We start from the raw sequence: 20204 nt of genomic DNA on the forward strand, positions 1-20204 counted from the left end.
GTATCGTCATTATAGGAAGCTGTCATGTCCATCGTGTCGTTCCGATGCATTACTACCAAGAGCTTGTTCATGGGTAGGCGCATCCGAAGGTTCCAGGATATCCAGCGCGTTGCGATACGGAAGCTCGCCATGCTGGATGCGGCCGTCCGGCTGGAAGACCTGCGCATTCCACCGGCCAACCGCCTGGAACCACTGCGCGCCAATCGTGCGGGTCAGCACAGCATCCGCGTCAACGACCAGTACCGATTGTGCTTCACATGGACCGATGCAGGTCCTGCAGACGTAGAGCTTTGCGACTATCACTGAGGGCTGCCTACATGCGTTCGATTCCCTACCCGCACCCCGGTGAAATCCTGCAGGAGGAGTTCCTCACCCCTTTCGGGATGACGGCTTACCGCTTGGCCAAGTCCATCGACGTGAAGCAGACGCGCATCGGCGAGATCATCGCGGGCAGGCGCAGCATCACCGCCGACACCGCATTGCGACTGGCGCGCTTCTTCGGCACCAGCGAGGCCTTCTGGCTCAACCTGCAGATGGCCTACGACGCGGCGAAGGCCAGGGACGAACTGGCCGACGTCCTGGCGCGCATCGAGCCATACCACCACGCGGCCTGAGCGGCCGCCATTCCCCTCCCCTTGCTTGCCGCAAACGCGTGGATGGCCTCCGGCACCCGGTGCGACGGACATTGCTGTCACGTGCGTTGCATCGTCCATGACCTTCCTTCGTTAGCGCGACGCCCCTTGACCACCGCCCGGCTTCGGCCTACCTTGTGCTCGCCGAAGGTATCCATCTCTTCATGCAGATAAAGGGATGGGTTTAAACGGGAATCCGGTGAAGGCGCCTCGTGCGCCCATTCCGGAGCTGCCCCGCAGCGGTGAATGGAAACGAATCCTGCCAACAGCACTGGGCCCCGGCCTGGGAAGCGGCAGGTACTAGGTGGGCGTTCGCGCCCGTGTCCATCAGCCCGAATACCGGCCCCGGCCGGGGGACACGACCGTCCCCTGATTCGACCTGGAACGTCCGCGGGGAGGTTGCCGGGGCCTGCCGCCATGCCGCCCGCGTGGCGCTGCCCCCGTGCGTCCGCTCCACGACATCCGGTTCGCCCGCGGGGGCGAAGGTCGCTGGCGGGGCGGACACGGCAGCCATGTCGTGCACGGCGCGCGGTTCCTTCGTTCCTCAATGCCGCTACTGCAATGAGGACACGTTCCATGACCACTGTTACCAACCTGGGGTTTCCCCGCATCGGCGCCAAGCGCGAACTCAAGCGTGCGCTGGAAGCGTTCTGGTCCGGCGAAAGCAGCGCCCAGTCGCTGCAGGACACCGCCAGCGGCCTGCGCGAGCGCCATTGGCAGCTGCAGCGCGAGGCCGGCGTCGATGTGCCGCCGAGCAACGACTTCAGCTTCTACGATCAGGTGCTCGACGCGGCCTTCCTGTTCGACGCCATCCCGGCGCGCTACCGCGCCCTGGCCGACGCCGAGCCGCTGGCCGGTTACTTCGCCATGGCCCGGGGCGTGCAACGCGACGGCTATGACCTGCACGCGCTGGAAATGACCAAGTGGTTCGACACCAACTACCACTACCTGGTGCCCGAACTGCAGGCCGGCCAGGGCTTCGCGCTGCGCGGCGACAAGCCGCTGGCCGAATACCGCCAGGCCAAGGCGCTGGGCATCGAGACCCGCCCGGTGCTGATCGGCCCGGTGACCTTCCTGCTGCTGTCCAAGACCACCGACGGCAGCCGCGCACTGGACCTGCTTGACGCCCTGCTGCCGGTGTACGTGCAGCTGCTGGGCCAGCTGAAGGACGCTGGCGCGCAGTGGGTGCAGCTGGACGAGCCGGCGCTGGTGCAGGATCTGGACGAGGCCACCCGCGCCGCGTTCACCCATGCCTACGCGGTACTGGCCGAGGCGGCGCGGCCGAAGGTGCTGGTGGCCACCTACTTCGGTGCGCTGGACGACAACCTGCCGCTGGCCGCCTCGCTGCCGGTGGATGGCCTGCACGTGGACCTGGTGCGCGCCCCGGAGCAGCTGGATGCGGTGATCAAGGCGCTGCCCCCAGGTCGTGTGCTGTCGGCCGGTCTGGTCAACGGTCGCAACATCTGGCGCACGCATCCGGACAACGCACTGGTGCTGGCCCGTTACGCGCACGGCCACGTGGGCAGCGATGCGCTGTGGCTGGCCCCGTCGTGTTCGCTGCTGCACAGCCCGGTCGACCTGGACCTGGAAAAAAAGCTGGATGACGAACTGCACAGCTGGCTGGCGTTCTCCAGGCAGAAGCTGCAGGAGCTGCGCGTGCTGGCCGATGCCATCGACTCCCCGGCCCGCGCCGAGGACGCGCTGGCGCACTCGCGTGCGTGCATCGAATCGCGCCGGCGCTCGCCGCGCGTGCACAAGGCCGCGGTGGCCGCGCGCCTGGCCGCCCTGACCGCCGCCGATGCGCAGCGCCACAGCCCCTACCCGCAGCGCCACCTGGCCCAGGCCGGTGCGCTGCAGCTGCCACGCTTCCCCACCACCACGATCGGCTCTTTCCCGCAGACCCTGGAAGTACGCGAGGCCCGCGCCAGCAACAAGTCCGGCAAGCTGTCCGACGCCGACTACGATGCGTTCCTGGCCACCCAGACCGAACACTGCGTACGCGTGCAGGAGCAGATCGGGCTGGACGTGCTGGTGCACGGCGAGTTCGAGCGCAACGACATGGTGGAGTACTTCGGCGAGCAGCTGGACGGCTTCGCGTTTACCAAGAACGGCTGGGTGCAGAGCTATGGCTCGCGCTGCGTGAAGCCGCCGGTGATCTTCGGCGACGTGACCCGCCCGCAGCCGATGACGGTGCGCTGGTCGCAGTACGCGCAGTCGCTGACCGACCGCCCGATGAAGGGCATGCTGACCGGCCCGGTGACGGTGCTGCAGTGGTCGTTCGTGCGCGATGACCAGTCGCGCGCGGACACCTGCCGGCAGATCGCATTGGCGCTGCGCGACGAGGTACTGGACCTGGAGGCGGCCGGCATCGGCGTGATCCAGATCGACGAGCCGGCCATCCGCGAAGGCCTGCCGCTGCGCCGCGCGCAGTGGCGCGAGTACCTGGACTGGGCGGTGGAAGCGTTCCGGATCAGTGCCAGTGGCGTGCGCGATGCGACCCAGATCCACACGCACATGTGCTATTCCGAGTTCAACGACATCATCCACTCGGTGGCGGCGATGGATGCCGACGTGATCTCGATCGAGACCTCGCGCTCGCGCATGGAGCTGCTGGATGCGTTCGTGCGCTTCCAGTATCCCAACGAGATCGGCCCGGGCGTGTATGACATCCACTCCCCGCGTGTGCCCGACAAGGAAGAGATGCTGGCGCTGCTGCGCAAGGCCGCCGAAGTCCTCCGGCCCGAGCAGATCTGGGTTAACCCCGACTGCGGCCTGAAGACCCGCGGCTGGAAGGAAACCCGCGCCGCGCTGGAAGCACTGGTGGCCGCCGCGCGCCAGCTGCGCGAGGAAACCGCCGACGCCAACGCCGCCTGATCCCCCCTGTAAAGATGACCCAAGGACCGCACCGCCGCCGTTGCCGGCGGTGCGGTCGACGAGACGTACATGACCACGCCCACCGTTACCCCGATCGACCGCCCCACCCTGTCCCTGCCCGACGGCCATACCCGGCTGCTGCTGCATTCGTGCTGCGCACCGTGCTCGGGCGAAGTGATGGAAGCCATCACCGCCTCCGGCATCGACTACACGATCTTCTTCTACAACCCCAACATCCACCCGGCGAGGGAATACGAACTGCGCAAGCAGGAGAACATCCGCTTTGCCGAAAAGCATGGCGTGCCGTTCGTCGACGCCGACTACGATACCGACAACTGGTTCGCACGTGCCCGCGGCATGGAGGCCGAACCCGAGCGCGGCATCCGCTGCACGATGTGCTTTGACATGCGCTTCGTGCGCACCGCGCTGTATGCGCACGAGCATGGCTTTCCGGTGATCAGCAGTTCGCTGGGCATCTCGCGCTGGAAGGACATGAACCAGATCAACGACTGCGGCCACCGCGCCGCCGCGCATTACCCGGGTATCCAGTACTGGGATTACAACTGGCGCAAGGGCGGTGGCGCCGCGCGCATGGTGGAGATCAGCAAGCGCGAGCAGTTCTACCAGCAGGAGTACTGCGGCTGCGTGTACTCGCTGCGCGACGCCAACCGTCACCGCCGCGAAACCGGCCGCGAGCGCATCAAGATCGGCCTGCTGTATTACGGGCAGGACAACGACGCGCCCAAGGGCGATTGACGTTCGCACGCGGGGCCGCCACGCTGGTTGCCCCGCTTCCGTTGTGTTGGATCTGCCATGACCGCCGCCCTACCCGCCGATGTGGCCCTGCTGGTGATCGACCTGCAGCCGGACTTCATGCCCGGTGGCGCGCTGGCCTGCGAACAGGGCGACGCGCTGGTGGCCCCCATTGCCGACCTGCTTGCGCAGCGCCGCTACCGCACGGTGGTGGCCACCCAGGACTGGCACCCGGCCGACCACGCCTCGTTCGCCAGCCAGCACCCGGGGCATCTGCCGTTCGAGGCGATCCTGCTGCATGCGCAGCCGCAGACCCTGTGGCCGGACCACTGTGTGCAGGGCAGCGCCGGTGCAGCACTGCACCCGGGCGTGGACTGGACCGTTGCCGACCTGATCCTGCGCAAGGGCACGCGCCAGCAGGTGGACTCCTACAGCGCGTTCCGCGAGAACCACGGCCCGGACGGCAGCCGCCCGCCAACCGGGCTGGCCGGCTGGCTGCATGAGCGCGGTATCCGCGAGGTGCACGTGTGCGGGTTGGCGCGCGATTACTGCGTGCTGTGGAGCGCGCAGGACGCGGTGAAATCCGGGTTCCGGGTGAAGTTCCTGTGGGACCTGACCCGGCCGGTGACCGACGCCAACGACGGCATGGTGCGCGAGGCATTGGCGAAGGCGAAGATCGCGGTTATCTGACGGGCGACGCCGGGCGCCGGCCGGAACGGCGTACCGGCCAACGGTCGGTACCTACCGGATCAAAGAACGATCGGCGGGTGCCGGCTGTGCGCTGGTAGTGCCGGCCGCTGGCCGGCTCCCGATACCGTGTGGGGCATGCGAGGAGCCGGCCAGCGGCCGGCACTACCCGCCATCCCAGACGACCCCGGGCGCCGGCCAGAAAGCGTACCGACCAACGGTCGGTACCTACCGGGACGCCGCGCCCCGGCGCGGGCCGGTCAGCGGAACACCACCGTGCGATGCCCGTTGCGCAGGATCCGGTGCTCCACATGCCGGCGCACGGCGCGGGCCAGCACCTGCGATTCGGTGTCGCTGCCCAGCCGCACCAGGTCGCGCGGGGTCATGGCGTGGTCCACGCGCGCAACGTCCTGTTCGATGATCGGACCTTCGTCCAGGTCTTCGGTGACGTAGTGCGCGGTCGCGCCGATGATCTTGACCCCGCGGGCGTGCGCCTGGTGATACGGCTGTGCGCCCTTGAAGCTGGGCAGGAAGCTGTGGTGGATGTTGATCGCCCGGCCCGCCAGCGCCTGGCACAGGCGCGGCGACAGGATCTGCATGTAACGCGCCAGCACCACCAGGTCGATCTGCTCGCGCTCGACCAGGTCGATGATCTGCTGTTCCTGTACGGCGCGGTTGTCGGCGTTGACCGGCAGGTGGTGGAACGGTACTCCGTACGAACCGGCCAATGCGGCGAAGTCGTCATGGTTGGACGCCACCGCCGCGATATCCACCTGCAGCTGCCGGCTGTGCGCGCGGAACAGCAGGTCGTTCAGGCAATGCCCCTGCTTGCTCACCAGCACCAGCAGCCGTGCACGGCGGCGCGCGTCGTGCAGTTGCCAGTCCATCTGGAACTCCGCCGCCAGCGTGGCCATGCGCGCTTCGACATCGGCCAGCGCCTGGCTGGCGGCGCGATCGAAGTGCACGCGCAGGAAGAACCGGCCGCTCTCTTCGTCGCCGAACTGCTGGGCATCCAGGATGTTGCAGCCGAGCTCGAACAGCAGGCCAGACACGCGGTAGACAATCCCGGTACGGTCCGGGCACGAGAGGGTAAGAATGGAATCAGGGCGCATCCGACCAGTTTAAGCGAGCACCGCCGGTGGGGGGACGATGCTCTCAGATGCAACCAAGCTGCACTCCTGCGGATCCGGGCAGCGCCTTGTCTCAACCGGATCGCTGGAGCCAGTGGCTTGCATTTGCATGGGGTACTCAGGACGGATCCTGGAGGGTGCGGATCCTTTCATGCTCAAGGGTTTCGCTACGTAAGGGCGGCAGCGTTGCAAGTATCCTGGTCACGCCGAAGAGAGCGAGCACGCGGTACGCTTCGCTGTAGCTCAGTTCCTCAACGATGTCCTGGTATCGAAGGGTGGTCACTCCGGCCGCATTGAAGCGAAGTGACGCAACGAAGCGCTGACGCGCCGGTACAGAGAAGGACCGCAGTGGTGAGTCCGGCGAGAGACTCTGTAGATGCTCCTGCAACCGTACAGCGCTGTTGATGGGTGCATTTTTCTGCGCGATCGCCAGCGTTTCAGCCTGAGAATTGATAGGGGGAACATCCTGCAGCCCATGGGCGGAGGACGGGAGTGCGCCCAACGAGGCAGCAAAGACGACGAACGACATCAAGACTGGACGTATCTTCATGACCGATCCCCCTGAGGGTTGGCGTTACCGCGACATGTGCGGCAACGCCACGCTAACCAATCACGTTCGTCCAGAACCGGTTGACGATCACGAGATAGGGAGAATCCCTCGATTCCTATCTGAAGTAATAGTTTCCTTATGATGAATCGGCCGGGCTGGAGTCTTCGCTACACCGCCGCCGGATCCACCTTGTCCACGTGGATGCCGTACTTCTCGATCGCCACCTGCAGCTGGCTGCGCGCGATCCGCCCATCATCAGCCAGCGCCTTCAACGCGGCCAGCACGATGAAGTGGCGGTCCACCTCAAAGAACGTGCGCAGTGACTCGCGCGTGTCCGAGCGGCCGAAGCCGTCTGTGCCGAGTGCGGTGAAGCGCCGGCCGTCGACGAACGGGCGGATCTGGTCGGCCACGATCTTCATGTAGTCGGTGGCCACCACCAGCGGTCCGGCGTGTGCGGCCAGGCGCTGCTGCACGTACGGCACGCGCGGTTCATCGGCCGGGTGCAGCAGATTCCAGCGCTCGGCGGCCAGGCCGTCACGGCGCAGTTCGGTCAGGCTGGTGGCGCTCCAGACGTCGCTGGCGATGCCGAAATCCTGCTGCAGCAGCGCAGCGGCTGCTTCCACTTCGCGCAGGATCGCGCCGCTGCCCATCAACTGCACGCGCAGCGCCGGGTCGCTGTCGGTGGCGGCCGGGTGCAGCAGGTACATGCCCTTGAGGATGCCGTCCTCGGCGCCCTCGGGCATGGCCGGGTGCGGGTAGTTCTCGTTGAGAACGGTGATGTAGTAGTAGATGTCTTCCTGGTCCACATACATGCGGCGCAGACCGTCCTGGATGATCACCGCCAGTTCGAAGTTGTAGGTGGGGTCATAGGAGATGCAGCTGGGAATCACCGAGGACAGCACGTGGCTGTGGCCGTCGTCGTGCTGCAGGCCCTCGCCCATCAGGGTGGTGCGGCCGGAGGTGGCGCCCAGCAGGAAGCCGCGGGTGCGCGCATCGGCTGCTGCCCAGGCCAGGTCGCCCACGCGCTGCAGGCCGAACATCGAGTAGAAGATGTAGAACGGAATCGTGGCCAGGCCGTGGTTGCTGTAGGCGGTGCCGGCGGCGATCCAGGAACAGATCGCGCCGGATTCGTTGATGCCTTCCTGCAGGATCTGGCCGTCCTTGGCTTCCTTGTAATAGCTCAGCTGGCCGGCGTCCTGCGGGGTGTAGAGCTGGCCCAGGTAGGAGTGGATGCCGATCTGGCGGAACAGGCCTTCCATGCCGAACGTACGCGACTCGTCGGGCACGATCGGAATGACCAGCTTGCCCAGCGCCGGGTCCTTGAGCAGCGTGCCCAGGATGCGCACGAAGCCCATCGTGGTGGACTGGCCGCGCTCGCCGCTGCCCTGCAGCTGGGTGGCAAAGGCCGACAGCGACGGCACCGGCAGCGGCGCGACGTGAGTAACGCGCGCCGGCAACTGGCCGCCCTGGGCCTGGCGACGCTGGGCGAAGTAACGCGCCTCCGGGCTGTCCGGTGCGGGGCGCAGGTAGGGCATGTCGTCCAGCTCGGCATCGCTGACCGGCAGGTCAAACCGATCACGGAACGCACGCACGGCATCGGCGCTCATCTTCTTGAGCTGGTGGTTGATGTTCTGCCCTTCGCCGGCCTCGCCCATGCCGAAGCCCTTGACCGTCTTGGCCAGGATCACGCTCGGGCGACCATTGCCGGCCACCGCCTGCGCGTAGGCGGCATACACCTTCTGCGGGTCGTGGCCGCCACGGGCCAGCGCCCAGATCTCGTCATCGCTCATGTCCGCGACCAGGGCGAGCAGTTCCGGCGAGGTGCCGAAGAAATGCGCGCGCACGTACGCGCCGCTCTGCGACTTGAAGGTCTGGTAGTCGCCGTCCACGCATTCCATCATGCGCTGGCGCAGCAGGCCGCTGTGGTCCTTGGCCAGCAGGGCGTCCCAGCCGCCGCCCCAGATCACCTTGATGACGTTCCAGCCGGCCGCACGGAAGGTGCCTTCCAGTTCCTGGATGACCTTGGCATTGCCGCGCACCGGGCCGTCCAGGCGCTGCAGGTTGCAGTTCACCACGAACACCAGGTTGTCCAGACGCTCGCGCCCGGCCACGGAAATGGCGGCCAGCGATTCGGGCTGGTCCATTTCGCCATCGCCCAGGAATGCCCACACCTTGCGGCCCTGGTGCTCCTTCAGGCCGCGGTATTCCAGGTAGCGCATGTAGCGCGCCTGGTAGGCGGCGGTCAGCGGGCCCAGGCCCATTGACACGGTGGGGAACTGCCAGAAGTCGGGCATCAGGCGCGGGTGCGGGTAGGACGACAGGCCGTCACGGTCGGATTCACGGCGGAAGTTGTCCATGCGCTCGGGCGCGATGCGACCTTCGACGAACGCGCGGCCGTAGATGCCCGGCGCCGAATGGCCCTGGATGTAGATCATGTCGCCGTCGAAGGTGTCGGTGCGGCCACGGAAGAAGTGGTCGAAGCCCACGTCGTACAGCACGGCCGCCGACTGGTAGGTGGCGATGTGGCCGCCCACGTTGGAGTGCTTGCCGGCGCGCAGCACCATCACCATCGCGTTCCAGCGGATCATCGCATTGAGCCGGCGCTCGATCGCAAGGTCACCCGGGTACGCCGGCTGGCGCTCCACCGGGATGCTGTTCACGTAAGCGGTCCAGGCGCGCGCATGCAGGTCGCCGTGGTGGGCCACGTCCTGGTCGCTGAGCTGGTCCAGCAGGTAGTGCGCGCGCGGCCGCCCGGCCACCTGGGTGACCGCCTGCAGTGCTTCACGCCATTCCTGGGTTTCCTGGGGGTCGGTGTCGAGGGGGGCGAGCGCAGGGTTCATGGTCCATCTCCGGCAAAGGCGGCCAGGCCCGGTGCAGGTGCGCGCCGGGTGGCGGGCGCAGCCCGGGGCTGGCGGGGACACCCACCTTAGGAGCGGGCCCGGGCCCCCGGTAGATCGGACCCTGTTGGCTCTTTCGAAAGACAAACTTTGCAATCACAGGCGAGAATGGCGGTCACCATGAATATTCTCCAGTCAATCCGCAGCTTCATCCGTACCGCCGACGCCGGCAGCCTGGCCGCGGCGGCACGCACGCTGGGCATCAGCGCGGCGGCGGTCGGGCAGAACATCGCCCGGCTGGAGGCGCACCTGGGCGTGCGCCTGTTCAACCGCACCACCCGCCAGCTGGCGCTGACCGAGCGCGGCGCGCTGTACCTGGCCCAGGTGCGCTACATCGAACGCGACCTGCAACGTGCGCAGGCGGCGGTGACCGACCTGGACGCCACGCCCGAGGGCCGGCTGCGGATCGCCTGCAGCACCTCGTTCGGGCGGCACAAGCTGGCCCCGCTGCTGCCGTCGCTGAAGGCGCGTTACCCGCGGCTGGCGATCGAACTGCTGCTGGCCGACCGGGCGGTGGACCATGCGCGCGAAGACGTGGACGTGAGCATCCGCATCGAGCCGCAGCTGGAAGAAGGGCTGGTGGCGCGGCCGATCGCGCAGGTGCCGTTCGTGTTCTGCGCGGCGCCGTCGTACCTGGCGCGCACCGGCGTGCCGCGCACGCCCGAGGCCCTGCGCGAGCATCGCTGCCTGTTGTTCCGCCATCCCAAGGACGGCCGGCACCTGCGTTGGGGCTTCGTGCGCGACGGGCTGCGCTTCGATGCCGACGTCAGTCCGGCGCTGGTCAGCGACGATATCGATGCGCTGGCCGCGATGGCGCTTGCCGGCGGCGGCATCACCCGCCTGGCGGCGTTCGTCGCCGCGCCCTATTTGGCGCGCGGTGAACTGCAGGCCCTGTTCGAAGGCAATGAAGCCGGCGATGCGCAGGCGTTGCCCGAGCCGATGCGGCTGTTTTTGTGTGTCAGCGACCGCCGCGACCTGACCCCGAAGGTGCGTGCGTTGATGACGCACATCGTCGAAGGGCTGCCGGCCGAGTGGCGGGTGGACGTGGCCTAGCCGCGCGCAGGCGATGGCACCTGGCCACCGCCTGCGGCCGGGGTCAGCGCGGCGGTGCGATGAACACGCCGCGTGCTTCGCGCGGTTCGCAGCGCAGGTACTGCGGCGCCGGTTCCAGCGAATCGCCCAGCGCGGCGGCGGCGTGCCACGGCCAGCGCGGGTCGTAGAGGATGCCGCGGGCCAGCGCGATGGCATCGGCGTGGCTGTGGCGCAGGATCGATTCGGCCTGGGCCGGGTCGGTGATCAGGCCGACGGCAATCACCGGCATGCGCAGCTTCTGCGCCTTGATCGCCTCGGCGAACGGCACCTGGTAGCCCGGCGACAGCGGAATCTGCTGGCGCGGGTCGTTGCCGCCGCTGGACACATGCAGGAACTGGCAGCCCCGGCCATCCAGCACGTGCGCCAGGGTGGTGGTCTGTTCAATGTCCCAGCCGCCGGCCACCCAGTCGCTGGCCGAGATGCGCACGCCCACCGCGATACGGTCGCTGACCGCTTCGCGCACGGCATCGAACACACGCACCAGCAGGCGCATGCGGTTCTGCAGCGAGCCACCGTATTCGTCATCGCGCTTGTTGCTCAGCGGCGACAGGAACTGGTGCAGCAGGTAGCCATGCGCGGCATGCAGTTCGATCAGGTCCAGGCCGATGCGCTCGGCGCGCTGGGCGGCCGCCACGAAGGCGTCCACGATCGCATCGATGCCGGCTGCGTCCAGCGCCTGCGGGGTCGGGTCGGTGGGGTGGAACGGAATCGCCGACGGCGCGAGCGTGGTCCAGGCGCGCGGGTCGGTGGCCGGCAGTGCGCCGCCGCCGTCCCACGGCCGTGACGAGGACGCCTTGCGCCCGGCATGCCCCAGCTGGATGCCGATCGGCATGGGCGACCAGCGCTTCACCGCGTCGATCACCTTCTTGAGTGCCGCTTCGGTGTCGTCGTTCCACAAGCCCAGGTCGGCCCAGCTGATGCGGCCTTCGGGCAGCACGGCGGTGGCTTCCAGGATCAGCAGGCCGGCGCCGGACTGCGACAGCTGGCCCAGGTGGATCTGGTGCCAGTCGTTGGCCAGGCCATCGGTGGAGGAGTACTGGCACATCGGGGCGATGACGATGCGGTTGGCCAGCGACAGCGGGCCAAAGGAAACGGAAGAAAAGAGCTGGCTCAAGTGGGGGACTCTGGCGGAAACGGGAAAACCGGGCGTCATTGCACTCCTGCTGCGCGCGCAAGGCAACCGTATCGGTGGATCAGTGTTTCGCGGCGGCGCTCAGGCGGTGCTGGCCGACGGCAGCAGGAAGGCCAGCGCGGCCGCGCACGGCTGTTCGATCTTCAGGCTGAGCAGGTCGTCGGCGCGGGTGCGGCCGAGGTTGAGCGCGGCCACCGGCACCCCGGCGTTGGCCGCGGCCTGGACGAAGCGGAAGCCCGAATAGACCATCAGCGAGGAGCCCACCACCAGCACGGCGTCGGCTTGGGCGAGGTGCGCGTGGACGGCAGCCACCCGCTCGCGGGGGACATTTTCGCCGAAGAAGACCACATCCGGCTTGAGGATGCCGCCACATTGCGGGCATGCCGGCACCTGGAACGGGCTGAAGTCCACCCCGTCGAGGTCGGCGTCGCCGTCCGGGGCCAGGGCTGCGTCGAGCTGGTCCCAGCCGGGGTTGTGGGCCAGCAGGACCTGCTGGAACGCCTCGCGCGGGGTGCGGGCTTCGCAGCCCATGCAGCGCACCTGGTCCAGCCGGCCGTGCAGGTCGATGACCGCACGGCTGCCGGCCCGCTGGTGCAGGCGGTCCACGTTCTGGGTGAGCAGTACTTCCAGCTGGCCGCGGGCTTCCAGCGCCGCCAGCGCGGCGTGGGTGCCGTTCGGGCGGGCATGGCCGAAACGTGGCCAGCCCAGCAGGCTGCGCGCCCAGTAGCGCTGGCGGGTGGCCAGCTCGCCCATGAAGGCCTGGTAGGTCACCGGCGGGGTGCGTTTCCACTGGCCATCGGCATCGCGGTAATCCGGGATGCCCGAATCGGTGCTGCACCCGGCCCCGGTGAGCACGAACAGGCGCTGGGCGCGGTCGATGAAGTCGGCGAGCGGGCGGGTCATGGTCTACAGGTGGGGGCGCGCGGCGGGCAACGCAATCGCGGTTACGGCCCGGGAATGGCGTCGGGCAGCGGCGGTACGGCGATGGGGTGGCCGTCGGCATCCAGCGCGATCATCACGAAGTGGCCGCGGGTGCAGAGCTTGCGCTCGCCGCTGTGCAGGTCTTCGGCGATCAGCTCCACTTCCACCTTCATCGAGCTGCGGCCCACTTCGACGATGCGACCGATGGTTTCCACCATCTGGCCGATGCGGATCGGCAGCTTGAAATCGACCTGGTCCGAGCGCGCGGTGACCACGGTGCGGCGCGAGTAACGGGCCGCGGCGAGGAAGGCCGCCTTGTCCATCCAGGCCAGCGCCTGGCCACCGAACAGGGTGCCCAGGTGGTTGGTGTGGTTGGGGAAGACGATCTCGGCCATGCTGATTTCAGTGGGCGGGATGGGGTCTGGGGTGGTGGACATGGGGGTGGCCGGTTGGGGTGTGGCGCGATGGTACGGCAGCGGCGCGAACAAGGTCGTGGATGACCGCCACGCGTTCAGGCTGTGCCCATTTCTTGAACTACGGCGTTGACCCTGCCAACGACAGCCGCCGACACTGCCCATTGCCCCAACGCGCGAGCCGCTGCATGTCCCTGCATGACTGTTTCGTATTTCCCGCCGCACCGCAGTTGCCTGCACCTGACATGCCTGCGCTGGAGCGATGGATGCTGCAGGAAAAGATCATCCTGCCGGCGGTGGGTGCGGATGTCCCTGGCAACGCGTTGTACGCGCTCAGCCAGGCCATTGAGCGCCTGCCGGGTGCCAATGCCCTGCTGGTGGACGCGGACTGGCGAACGGCAGCGGACGTGGTCGCCTCCCATGTCCAGGCGGGCAACCTGCCCGATTCGCTGCACGTGCACGGCGGCGGCAGCGTGGAAGACTGCGTCGCGGCGATCCGGGGCCATGACATCGCGCTGGGTGATACATGGTTGTTCTGGGAACACCAAGCGTCCCGCTGGTTCAGTCCCCGCTACCGTGCGGGCCCAGGCATCGTGGATCTGTTCGATATCGCCGATCGCGGCCAACCCATCGACGATCTCACGATCGTCCTCTTCCAGATCGACCCTGAAGAACCGCCGTTCGTCGTTGCTGGGGAGGGAACCTGCCCTCCACTCGTGCCGGGCGAATGTGATGCACGCGAGGACTTCCCTCCCTTCGGCGATTACACGGATTTCATTGGTGTCGCCTACAACGACATCCGTGCGCAGTGGACCCATCCTGACACTGGCCGACGCTACGGCATTCTGGATCTGGACTGGGAATCCGGATTGGGAATTGGCTGGAGCTTCATCCAGTTCGAAGGTGGCAGCGGGCGGGATCTGGCGACGTTCGCCGACGCCGTTGGCAAGGTATGCGGGCAAGGCATGATGTACGCACATCGGCACCTATAGCGCTGTGCTGACCCTGCTGTGCCAGTCCGTCGTGCGTGGCATGGCACTGCCCCGATTCTGTTCACCCCTGCCTTCATACACCACGGCCTTCCCATGACGATGCATGACTGTTTCGTGTTTCCGGCCGCACCGCATTTGCCTGCGCCGGACATGCCGGCGCTGGAACGCTGGATGTTGCAGGAAAGGATCATCCTGCCGGCGGTGGGCGCGGACGTGCCCGCCAAAGCGTTGTACGCACTCAGCCATGCCATTTCATGCCTGCCGGGCGCCAACGTCCCGCTGGTAGACGCTGACTGGCGGACGGCGGCGGACGTGGTTGCCACCCATGTCCAGGCCGGCAACCTGCCTGACGCGCTGCGCGTAAACGGCGACGGCAGCGTCGAAGACTGCGTCAAGGCGATCCGGGACCACGGCATCGCGCTGGATGATGCGTGGTTGTTCGGCAAACATGCGGCCTGCACGTGGTTCAGCCCACGCTACCGCGCGGGGCCCGGAATGGTGCGCCTGTACGATCCCGACCGCATCGGCGAGATCGACCACCTGAGCATCGTGCTGTTCCAGATCGACGCGGGCGAACCGCCCTTTGTCGTGTTCGGCGCAGGAACCAGCGCGCCAACGGTGCCCGGGGAAGACACCGAACGGGAGGATTTCCCGCCCTTTGGCGACTACATGGACTTCGTCGGTGCCGTGTACGAGGACCTCCACGTGGACTGGGTCCATCCGGACAGTGGTCGCCGCTATGCCCTGCTGGATCTGGACTGGGAATACAGCCTGGGTATCGGCAGGTGCTTCATCCAGTTTGAGGATGGAAGCGGTTATGACCTTGAGCGGTTTGTGCAGGCCCTTGGCGAGGCATGCGGACAACGCATGACGTATGCACATCGCCTGTTCTAGCAACGGATGCAATCGCCGGTAGAGCCACCCCATGGGTGGCTGCACCTGAAACCGGCACCGCGCGCAGCCACCCATGGGGTGGCTCTACCGCCGCGCGGGAACGAAAAACCCCGGCACTGGGCCGGGGTTTTCGTTGATGCGTGTGACGCGGGAATCAGAACGACATGTCGAACGAGACTTCGCCCTTCACGCCCACCTGGTAGGCCGAGGAGCGGCGTTCGAAGAAGTTGGTCAGTTCCTGCACGTCCTGCAGTTCCATGAAGCTCAGCGGGTTGCGCACGTTGTACTTGCGCTCCATGCCCAGGCGGTGGAAATGGTTGTCCGCGCAGTGCTGCAGGTACTGGCGCATGTCGCGGGTGGAAATGCCCGCCACGCCGCCGGACAGCACGTCTTCGGCGAACTGCACTTCGCATTCGATGGCTTCGGCCAGCATGTCATAGACCTGCTGCTTCATCGCATCGTCGAACAGGTCCGGCTCTTCCTCGCGGATCACGTCCACGCATTCGAAGGCGAACTCCATGTGCGCGCTTTCGTCGCGGAACACCCAGTTGGTGCCCGAGGCCAGGCCGTTGAGCAGGCCGCGCGAACGGAAGTAGTACACGTAGGCGAACGCGGCAAAGAAGAACAGGCCTTCGATGCAGGCGGCAAAGCAGATCTGGTTGAGCAGGAACTGGCGGCGCTCGTCGCGGGTTTCGATGCGGCGCAGGTCCTGGATCGAGTCGATCCACTTGAAGCAGAAATCGGCCTTCTTCTTGATCGAGTCGATGTTCTCCACCGCGGCGAACGCTTTGACGCGCTCATCCGGATCGGGCAGGTAGTTGTCGAGCAGGGTCAGGTAGAACTGCACGTGCAGCGCTTCTTCGTACAGCTGGCGCGACAGGTACATGCGCGCTTCGGGCGCGTTCAAGTGCTGGTACAGGTTCAGCACCAGGTTGTTGGACACGATCGAATCGCCGGTGGCGAAGAACGCCACCAGGCGGTGGATCAGGTGGCGTTCGCCCGGCGACATCTTGCTGTGCAGGTCGCTGATGTCGATCTGGAAATTGATTTCCTCGACAGTCCAGGTGTTCTTGATCGCGTTGCGATACATGTCATAGAACTGCGGGTAGCGCATCGGGCGCAGGGTCAGTTCAAAACCTGGATCGAGCAACATCTGGCGCGGCGTGTCTGCCATGGGGGGTTCCTTGGTTCAATTGGCGGCTTCCCGGTGGGGAAGCATCGAAAGACCCGCGCGTGTGCGCGGCGGGCTTCCGGCACCGCGGGCAGAGGCAACGCCCGGCGGTGTCAGCGTGTTTGGGGTGGAGCGGTGAAGCCGCCGGGCTGGGCCCGGCGTTCAAGCGGTATCGATCATTTCCCGTACCCACCAACGGTGGGTACCTACCGGGTGCCGGCCGGTTGGGCCGGCACGCCTTTTATTGGCAGGCTTCGCAGCTTTCCGGGTTCTCCAGCGAGCAGGCCACGGCTTCGTCCGGGGTGAACACCTTTTCCGGCGCGGCATGCGAGCCCTGGCTGATCGTGGTCTTGGCGATCTTGGTGGCCGGACGCGAACGCAGGTAGTAGGTGGTCTTGATGCCCTGCTTCCAGGCGTACATGTACATGGAGGACATCGCGCCGATGCTCGGGCTTTCCATGAACAGGTTGAGCGAGGCGGACTGGTCGATGAACGCGCCGCGGTCGGCGGCCATGTCGATCAGCGAACGCATCGGCAGTTCCCACGCGGTGCGGTAGATGTGACGCAGGGTTTCCGGGATCTGGGTGATGCCCTGGATGGAGCCTTCGGCCATCTTGATCGCGTCGCGCATTTCCGGCGTCCAGTGGCCCAGCTTCTTCAGCTCGGTCACCAGGTAGCGGTTGACCTGCAGGAAGTCGCCGGACAGGGTTTCGCGCTTGAACAGGTTGGACACCTGCGGCTCGACGCACTCGTAGCAACCGGCGATCGAAGCGATGGTCGCGGTCGGGGCGATGGCGATCAGCAGCGAGTTGCGCAGGCCATGTTCCTTGATGCGGTCACGCAGGGCATCCCAACGGGCGGTGTCTTCGGGCACCACGTTCCAGGCGTCGAACTGCAGCTCGCCGCTGGCCGCACGGGTGTCGGCGAAGGACGGGTGCTTGCCGCGTTCCTGGGCCAGCTCGCACGAGGTTTCCAGGGCGTGGAAGTAGATCGCTTCGGCGATCTTCTTCGACAGCGCGCGGGCTTCGGCACTGTCGAAGGCCAGGCGCTTGCGGAAGAACACGTCCTGCAGGCCCATGCAGCCCAGGCCGACCGGACGCCAGCGCAGGTTGCCGCGGCGGGCGGTTTCGATCGGATAGAAGTTCAGGTCGATCACGCGGTCGAGCTGGCGCACGGCCAGGCGCACGGTGTTGGCCAGCTTGTCGAAATCGAATTCGCCGTGGGCGTCGAAATGGTTGCCCAGGTTGATCGAGCCCAGGTTGCACACCGCGGTCTCTTCGGCCGAGGTGATTTCCAGGATTTCGGTGCACAGGTTGGACAGGTGGATCACGTTGCCCGGACGCAGGGTCTGGTTGCTGGCGCGGTTGCACTTGTCCTTGAAGGTCATCCAGCCGTTGCCGGTCTCGGCCAGGGTGCGCATCATCCGCGAGTACAGCTTGCGCGCGGGGATGGTGCGCTGGGCCTTGCCCTGGGCTTCGGCCTGCAGGTAGGCCTGCTCGAAGGCTTCACCGAACAGGTCGGTGAATTCGGGCACCACGCTGGGATCGAACAGCGACCATTCCTGGTCGGTCTCCACGCGCTGCATGAACAGGTCGGGGATCCAGTTGGCCAGGTTCAGGTTGTGCGCACGGCGCGACTCGTCACCGGTGTTGTCACGCAGTTCGAGGAAGTCCTCGATGTCGGCGTGCCAGGTTTCCAGGTACACGCAGGCCGCGCCCTTGCGCTTGCCACCCTGGTTGACCGCGGCCACCGACGAATCCATGGTCTTCAGCCACGGCACGATGCCGTTGGAATGGCCGTTGGTCGACTTGATCAGCGAGCCACGCGAACGCACGCGGCTGTAGCTGACGCCGATGCCGCCGCTGAACTTGGACAGCTGGGCGATGTCGCCGTACTTGGCGTAGATCGACTCCAGCGAATCCTGCGGGGAGTCCAGCAGGAAGCACGAGGACAGCTGCTCGTGGGTGGTGCCGGAGTTGAACAGGGTCGGGCTGGACGGCAGGTAGTCCAGGTTGCCCATGCGCTTGTACAGCGCCAGGGTTTCCGGCACGTCTTCGCTCAGGGCGCTGGCGATGCGCAGGAAGAACTGCTGCGGGGTCTCGATCACCTTGCGGGTGTGCGGATGGCGCAGCAGGTAGCGGTCGTACAGGGTGCGCAGGCCGAAGTAATCGAAATGCAGGTCCAGCGACGGATCGATGGCGTCATTGAGCTTGCGTGCGTTGATCTGCACGAAGTCCAGCAGGCGCGCGTTGATCAGGCCCACTTCGTGGCCACGGCCCACCGACTGCGAGAACGCGTGGATTTCCTGGCCGGACACTTCCTTGGCGATGAAGTTGGCCAGCAGGCGCGCGGCCAGGCGGCCGTACTCGGGCTCTTCACCGATCAGCAGGGCGGCGGTGCGGATGGACAGTTCGTCCAGCTCCTGCGTGGTGGCGCCGTTGTACAGGCCGGAGATGGTGCGGGTGGCCACGCGCATCGGGTCCACCGCGTGCAGGCCCTCGCAGCAACGCTGCACCGCGCGCACGATCTTGTTCAGATCCACCAGTTCGGTAGTGCCGTTGCGCTTGGTGACACTCATGGCGTTGGCCGTGGGCGGCGAGGTCAGAAGGAACTCGCTTTCCTGCTCGGTGGCTGCGCTGGTTTCGGTGCTCACGGCGTTTTCCTCTTGGCGTGATTTGGGATGGCACAACGTTGCCTGCTGGGCAGGTGCTGGACCGGCGCTCGGACTCTCAGAGTGGACCTGGGGTGTCGCATGGGCCGCGACTGCGCAGGCAGGCCTGCGGGCGGTTCCCCTGCGTCACCGGTCCTCTCCCCTCAGAGTGGTGCGACCGATACCTCAACGCTGTACGTGTAGTGCGGTTGTCAGTAGGTTTTCAGGCCATCGGCGTGAAGGCGATTCACCCGTCGACTTGTGGTCGGCGGGACCGACGGCCACAAGATAGTGGGGGTACCGGGGATCGTCAACGCCAAATCTGGGGAAAATGAGCAATCCCTTGCGCCGCAACGATCCGCCTTGAGGGGCGTCCGACGAACGGTCTGGACCCGTCGAAACCGAGTGCGCAGTCAAGGCCGGAAGAGGCACGCCGGGTGAGAAACTGAATCCGAAAACAGACCCCTGAACTCACACGAACGTAACAAACCCGCCGCGTGCCCGCCGATCGGCGTGACTTCCGACCCGCGCCGGCAACCGCAGGGGGTGCGAGCCTGCAGGCGTCCCCCTTGCCGAGCCCGCCGCATGCGCCTGCCCCTGACTGGATGTCTGCTGCTGGGCCTGGCCGTGGCCGCGCCCGCACACGCCGATGACAAGGACCCCGTTCCGGCCCTGTCCTCGCGCCAATGCGGGGTGAGCACGCCCTACAACGTGCTGGTGGACAGCGGCGGGATCTGGCTGCGCCAGCCGGGCCAGGTCCCGGCGGAGATCTTCTTCCACGATGGCGAGCTCAACATCGACCGGACCCCGGTGCCGGTGAGCGCCGCCGACGCCCAGCGGCTGCGCCAGCTGGAATGGGGCACCCGGCAGCTGGTGCCCGCCGTGGCCGGGCTGGCCGGCGAAGTGGTGGACATCACCTTCGACGCGTTCAGTGCCACGGTGGAGATCCTCAGTGGCAGCAAGGGCAAGGCGCGCCAGGTGGCCCGGCTGCGCGACGACGCCCACCAGTACGTGGACCGCACCCTCGGCCGCGGCATCTGGGAGCAGGCCGATTTCGGCGACGGCTTCGAGCAGCGCGTGGAGCAGGCGGCCGAATCCATGGCAGATTCGCTGGCCCGGGGCGTGATGTGGTCGATGTTCACCGGCGGTGCGCAGCGCATGGAGGCGCGTGCCAACAAGGTCGAGGCGCAACTGGAGCGGACCATGGAAACCCGCGCCCAGGCGCTGGAGGCCCATGCCCAGTCGCTGTGCACCCAGGTGCTGGCGCTGGACCAGTTGCAGCAGGCGCTGGAGGTGCGCTACCAAGGCCAGCCGCTGGGAATGCTGGTGGTGGACCGCGACGACGACGCCCCCGCCCCGCGCGAACAGCCGCGCAGCAAGGCCGTCGCCCTGCCCACCCCATAGCGGCGGGCATGC

17 protein-coding genes and 1 riboswitch are annotated in these 20204 nt (G+C 66.8%); of the genes, 9 read left to right on the forward strand and 8 right to left on the reverse strand.

What is annotated here, in order from left to right; genetic code table 11:
* The first annotated feature begins 24 nt into the window (after nucleotides 1-24).
* The 5 genes from DX03_RS18700 (at nucleotide 25) to pncA (ending at nucleotide 4949) form a co-directional block, all read left to right on the forward strand.
* On the forward strand, nucleotides 25-306 hold the full coding sequence (locus DX03_RS18700) for a type II toxin-antitoxin system RelE/ParE family toxin (RefSeq protein WP_038691137.1): 282 nt from the start codon (nucleotides 25-27) through the stop codon (nucleotides 304-306).
* 11 nt (nucleotides 307-317) lie between these two features.
* Nucleotides 318-614, forward strand: coding sequence for a HigA family addiction module antitoxin (locus tag DX03_RS18705; RefSeq protein WP_038691139.1), 297 nt, complete (start codon nucleotides 318-320; stop codon nucleotides 612-614).
* Nucleotides 615-762: 148 nt separating this feature from the next.
* Nucleotides 763-994: riboswitch (cobalamin riboswitch) on the forward strand.
* Nucleotides 995-1208: 214 nt separating this feature from the next.
* Nucleotides 1209-3506, forward strand: coding sequence for a 5-methyltetrahydropteroyltriglutamate--homocysteine S-methyltransferase (gene metE / locus DX03_RS18710; RefSeq protein WP_038691141.1), 2298 nt, complete (start codon nucleotides 1209-1211; stop codon nucleotides 3504-3506).
* A gap of 69 nt (nucleotides 3507-3575) precedes the next feature.
* Complete coding sequence (locus tag DX03_RS18715; protein ID WP_038691143.1) at nucleotides 3576-4262, forward strand: epoxyqueuosine reductase QueH; 687 nt, start codon at nucleotides 3576-3578, stop codon at nucleotides 4260-4262.
* A 57-nt stretch (nucleotides 4263-4319) separates the two neighbouring features.
* On the forward strand, nucleotides 4320-4949 hold the full coding sequence (gene pncA, locus DX03_RS18720) for a bifunctional nicotinamidase/pyrazinamidase (protein ID WP_038691145.1): 630 nt from the start codon (nucleotides 4320-4322) through the stop codon (nucleotides 4947-4949).
* A gap of 257 nt (nucleotides 4950-5206) precedes the next feature.
* Here the strand turns inward: pncA and purU are convergent, their stop codons facing one another.
* The 3 genes from purU to aceE all read right to left on the reverse strand — a co-directional run bounded on the left by purU (nucleotide 5207) and on the right by aceE (nucleotide 9466).
* Nucleotides 5207-6058 (reverse strand): formyltetrahydrofolate deformylase, encoded by an 852-nt coding sequence (gene purU / locus DX03_RS18725; RefSeq protein WP_038691146.1) that lies wholly within the window; start codon nucleotides 6056-6058, stop codon nucleotides 5207-5209.
* Nucleotides 6059-6194: 136 nt separating this feature from the next.
* Nucleotides 6195-6605 carry a hypothetical protein gene (locus tag DX03_RS20480; protein WP_185753397.1) on the reverse strand — a complete coding sequence of 137 codons (411 nt, stop codon included), beginning with the start codon at nucleotides 6603-6605 and terminating at the stop codon, nucleotides 6195-6197.
* Nucleotides 6606-6793: 188 nt separating this feature from the next.
* Entirely contained in the window at nucleotides 6794-9466 is a 2673-nt protein-coding gene (gene aceE / locus DX03_RS18735; RefSeq protein ID WP_038691147.1) for a pyruvate dehydrogenase (acetyl-transferring), homodimeric type, read from the reverse strand.
* A gap of 177 nt (nucleotides 9467-9643) precedes the next feature.
* Here aceE and DX03_RS18740 point away from each other — a divergent pair, with 177 nt between their 5' ends.
* Complete coding sequence (locus DX03_RS18740; RefSeq protein WP_038692646.1) at nucleotides 9644-10576, forward strand: LysR family transcriptional regulator; 933 nt, start codon at nucleotides 9644-9646, stop codon at nucleotides 10574-10576.
* Between the two features lie 43 nt (nucleotides 10577-10619).
* Here the strand turns inward: DX03_RS18740 and DX03_RS18745 are convergent, their stop codons facing one another.
* From DX03_RS18745 to DX03_RS18755, 3 genes are read right to left on the reverse strand one after another with little or no spacing between them, the layout of a single operon-like run.
* Entirely contained in the window at nucleotides 10620-11768 is a 1149-nt protein-coding gene (locus DX03_RS18745; RefSeq protein ID WP_051598930.1) for an NADH:flavin oxidoreductase/NADH oxidase, read from the reverse strand.
* Nucleotides 11769-11828: 60 nt separating this feature from the next.
* On the reverse strand, nucleotides 11829-12650 hold the full coding sequence (locus DX03_RS18750; RefSeq protein ID WP_038691149.1) for an NAD-dependent protein deacetylase: 822 nt from the start codon (nucleotides 12648-12650) through the stop codon (nucleotides 11829-11831).
* A gap of 41 nt (nucleotides 12651-12691) precedes the next feature.
* Nucleotides 12692-13105, reverse strand: coding sequence for an acyl-CoA thioesterase (locus DX03_RS18755; RefSeq protein ID WP_038691150.1), 414 nt, complete (start codon nucleotides 13103-13105; stop codon nucleotides 12692-12694).
* Nucleotides 13106-13269: 164 nt separating this feature from the next.
* Between DX03_RS18755 and DX03_RS18760 the strand changes: the two genes are divergently transcribed.
* Together DX03_RS18760 and DX03_RS18765 are read left to right on the forward strand one after the other, a co-directional pair.
* Nucleotides 13270-14073, forward strand: a complete 804-nt coding sequence (locus DX03_RS18760; protein ID WP_185753398.1) for a hypothetical protein — start codon at nucleotides 13270-13272, stop codon at nucleotides 14071-14073.
* A 93-nt stretch (nucleotides 14074-14166) separates the two neighbouring features.
* On the forward strand, nucleotides 14167-14967 hold the full coding sequence (locus DX03_RS18765; RefSeq protein ID WP_038691152.1) for a hypothetical protein: 801 nt from the start codon (nucleotides 14167-14169) through the stop codon (nucleotides 14965-14967).
* A gap of 154 nt (nucleotides 14968-15121) precedes the next feature.
* Here DX03_RS18765 and DX03_RS18770 read toward each other — a convergent pair whose 3' ends face one another.
* Both DX03_RS18770 and DX03_RS18775 read right to left on the reverse strand, forming a co-directional pair.
* Complete coding sequence (locus DX03_RS18770) at nucleotides 15122-16141, reverse strand: ribonucleotide-diphosphate reductase subunit beta (RefSeq protein WP_038691153.1); 1020 nt, start codon at nucleotides 16139-16141, stop codon at nucleotides 15122-15124.
* A 238-nt stretch (nucleotides 16142-16379) separates the two neighbouring features.
* Entirely contained in the window at nucleotides 16380-18791 is a 2412-nt protein-coding gene (locus DX03_RS18775) for a ribonucleoside-diphosphate reductase subunit alpha (RefSeq protein ID WP_038691154.1), read from the reverse strand.
* 582 nt (nucleotides 18792-19373) lie between these two features.
* Between DX03_RS18775 and DX03_RS18780 the strand changes: the two genes are divergently transcribed.
* Nucleotides 19374-20192 (forward strand): DUF2884 family protein, encoded by an 819-nt coding sequence (locus tag DX03_RS18780; protein ID WP_051598931.1) that lies wholly within the window; start codon nucleotides 19374-19376, stop codon nucleotides 20190-20192.
* Nucleotides 20193-20204 lie beyond the last annotated feature (12 nt).

Origin of the sequence: Stenotrophomonas rhizophila, from assembly GCF_000661955.1 — a bacterium.
Lineage (GTDB): Bacteria > Pseudomonadota > Gammaproteobacteria > Xanthomonadales > Xanthomonadaceae > Stenotrophomonas > Stenotrophomonas rhizophila.